The sequence below is a fragment of the Vicinamibacteria bacterium genome (assembly GCA_035620555.1).
In the GTDB taxonomy this organism is placed as follows: Bacteria; Acidobacteriota; Vicinamibacteria; order Marinacidobacterales; family SMYC01; genus DASPGQ01.
The window spans coordinates 1-3,230 of sequence record DASPGQ010000056.1 but is presented as its reverse complement, the minus strand read 5'-3'; the positions used below and the strand labels follow the sequence as shown (position 1 = coordinate 3,230).

The window sequence follows — 3,230 nt, the reverse complement described above, 5'->3', positions numbered from 1 at the left end:
GAAGAAGCCGCCAAGATCGTGGATCCCGACTACACGGTGAACCCCGCGGCCAACTACTATTTCATGGCGACCTCGACCTTTCTCATCTCGTTCGCCGGCACCTGGGTCACCGAAAAAATCGTAGAGCCGAGGCTCGGCCGGTATCGAGGCGACGTCGAGTCCGACCTCTCGATGACCCACCTCACCCCCGAGGAGGAGCGCGGGCTGAAATTTGCCCTCGTTGCCGGCGTGCTCTTCGCGCTATTTCTTCTTCTGGGAACGGTTCCCGCGGGAGGTTTCCTACGCGATCCCGAGACCGGTGGGCTCCTGCGCTCGCCCTTCATGTCCGGCATCGTGGCTTTCATCTTTCTCGGTGCCGTCGTCGTCAGCATCGCTTACGGGAAGGGCGCCGGGACCATCCGGAACGACGCCGAAGTCGTGGAAGGGATGGGAAAAGCCATCTCGACCCTGGGAACCTATACCGTTCTCGTTTTCTTCGCCGCGCAGTTCGTCTCCTACTTCAACTGGACCAATCTGGGACAGATCTTCGCCGTCAAGGGCGCCGAGGCTCTCCAGGCGCTCGGATTCGGCCCGGTCTTCCTCATGCTGAGCTTCATCTTGCTCACGATGTTCATCAACCTCTTCATGGGAAGCGCGTCGGCGAAATGGGCGCTCATGGCCCCGGTGTTCATCCCCATGTTCATGCTGCTCGGCTACACGCCCGAGCTCGTCCAAACGGCCTATCGCGTGGGGGACTCGGTCACCAACATCATCGCCCCCATGATGTCCTACTTCGCCCTCATCGTCGCCTTCGTCGCCAAATACGATCGGAAGGCGGGCATCGGATCGGTCATCGCCCTGATGCTTCCCTACACGATCGTGTTCGCCCTCTGTTGGTCCGCCCTCCTCACGGTCTGGATCCTTCTCGAGCTCCCCGTCGGACCGGGCGCCGAATTGTACCTTCCCTCTTGAGATGCCTTTAGTCCTGCACCGGCTCCAGGGCCCGCCCGACGTGCTAAGCTTTGCCCATGAGTACGTTGGCTGATCTTCCCGAAGCCCCCTCGGAGCAAAGATGACGGCGCCATTCACTCTTTGGATGTCACTTCTCCCCGCGATCGCGCTCCAGACCGGCGAATCGCCTCGAGAGCCGAGTCCGGCCCACATCCACATCGGCCACGTTGTGAAGAGCATCAACGGGCCGCCGGGAAACGTGGGGCTTCTCATCATTCTGGAAGAAGAGGCGCAGATCGCTGCTCGGCACGCCGAGCTGGCTACCTCCGACCTGGCGAGCCTCGAGTCGATGCAAACCCACGTGCGCCACGTGCGCCACGCCATCGACCCCTCGAAGGAGACGTCAGGACCGGGAAAGGGGTTCGGCGTCACGAGAGCGGCAAAGGGCGTGGAAACGCACGTCCTGCTGGCGACCCGCTCCGATGGCGCCACGGAAAACATTCAGAGGCACGCGACCCACGTCGCCACGTCGGCGCGGAACGTCGCCAGCTGGGCCGAGCTGATCCTCGTCGAGAGTGAAAAAGTGTTGACCGCCGAGACCGCGGAAACGGCCGCCCCTTCGGTGCAGAGGATTCGCGAGCTCGCGGGATACCTCCTCGAGGGCACCGATGCCGACAAGGACGGCCAGGTGAGCTGGCAAGAGGGCGAGGGCGGAATCGCCCAAGCCAAAGAGCACGCCGAGCTCCTGGCCCGCGGCGAGGGAATCACGAGCTAGAGCGAACTCTACTGATCAATGCCGTGGCGGGACCGGTTGATCGATCGAGCCGCCACGGCTCGGGCTGCTTACGGCGCGGCAAGCGCGCCGGGCTCGCTCCGCTCGCGCAGGGTGGGCTGAGTCTTTCATCACCCTGCTCGTGCTCAATGCCGTGGCGGAAACGGAGCCACCCCGCCGGTGTGGTTTTTCCGATCCCTACCGTGATACTTATCCGCGGATGTCCAGCCCTCCCAAACCGCGAATCATGTCTCCCCACGCCAAGGTCACGCTGGGGCTGGCAGCCGGGGCGCTCTTCGGGCTAATCGTCAATTTGCTGGTCGAGCGAGGCGCGATACCGCGGGGCGCGCTCGATGCCGTCGTGAGCTACGCCACCCGGCCCCTGGGGCAGATATTCCTCAACATGCTCTTCATGGTCGTGGTGCCGATCGTGTTCGCTTCGCTCGCCCTCGGCGTGGCGAAGCTCGGACACGTTGGGCAATTCGGCCGGCTCTCCTTCCATACGTTCTCATACTTCGTCCTCACAACCACGGCGTCGGCTCTGCTCGGCTTGCTCCTCGTCAACGTCTTCCAACCGGGACGGGGGTTCGACTCCGATGCCAGGGACGCGCTTCTCGAGACTTTCGGTGAGGAGGCCTCGGAGAAGGTCTCCACCGGAGCCACGGGATTCTCGGTGGACATGGTTGTGGACATCGTGAGCCGCAACCCGGTTCGGGAGGCGGCGGAGATGCGCATGCTGCCGATCATCTTCTTCGCGATGTTGTTCGGCGCCGCGCTCATCGGCATCCGGGAGGAGCTTCGCGTTCCCGTCCTGCGGCTCGTGGAAGGCATCGGCGAGATCATGGCGACCATCGTCGGCTACGCCATGCGGCTCGCCCCTTATGCCGTCTTCGCTCTCGTCTTCAACGTGACCGCGCGACTCGGACTCGACGTCGTGAAACAGCTCGGACTGTTCGTGGTGCTGGTTTTTTCCGGATATCTCTTGCACCTTTTCGGAACCTACAGCCTGCTCCTGGCCCTCGTGATCCGCTACCCGCCACGGCTCTTCTTCAAGAAGGTAACGCCGGTCATGGTAACGGCGTTCTCGACGAGCTCTTCGAACGCAACGCTCCCCACGACCATCCGCCACGCCGAGCGGGATCTCGGCGTTCCACCCCAGATTGCCGGCTTCGTGTTGCCGGTAGGGGCGACGACGAACATGAACGGGACTTCGCTCTTCGAGGCGGTATTGGTACTCTTCCTCGCTCAGGTCTTCGGGGTCGAGCTGTCTCTTGGCTCACAAGCGCTCGTCGTGGTGTTGTCAGTCCTTACCGCGATTGGCGCCGCCGGGGTTCCGAGCGGAGCCATCCCCTTGATCGTCGGCGTTCTCGAGACCGTGGGAGTCCCGGGGGAAGCGATCGCTCTAATCATCGGAGTCGATCGAATCCTCGATATGGGCCGAACGGTAGTGAACGTGACCGGCGACGTCACCGCCGCCTGTTTCGTCAGTCGACGACTCGGACTCGCCCTCGAACCGGTCACGCCTCAG

At 63.1% G+C, this 3,230-nt stretch carries 3 protein-coding genes; all 3 read left to right on the top strand.

What is annotated here, in order from left to right; translation table 11 throughout:
- A partial coding sequence (locus VEK15_02050; protein ID HXV59447.1) for an AbgT family transporter occupies window positions 1-951 on the top strand: 951 nt, incomplete at its 5' end.
- A 100-nt stretch (window positions 952-1,051) separates the two neighbouring features.
- A complete protein-coding gene (locus VEK15_02045) occupies window positions 1,052-1,705 on the top strand; it encodes a hypothetical protein (GenBank protein ID HXV59446.1) in 654 nt (217 codons plus the stop codon).
- A gap of 217 nt (window positions 1,706-1,922) precedes the next feature.
- Window positions 1,923-3,230, top strand: a 1,308-nt coding sequence (locus VEK15_02040) for a dicarboxylate/amino acid:cation symporter (protein ID HXV59445.1), incomplete at its 3' end; no start/stop codon positions are given.

Coding starts and splice junctions, on each gene's coding strand:
- VEK15_02045 (HXV59446.1), top strand. CDS start 1,052: ATGACGGCGCCATTCACTCTTTGGATGTCACTTCTCCCCGCGATCGCG.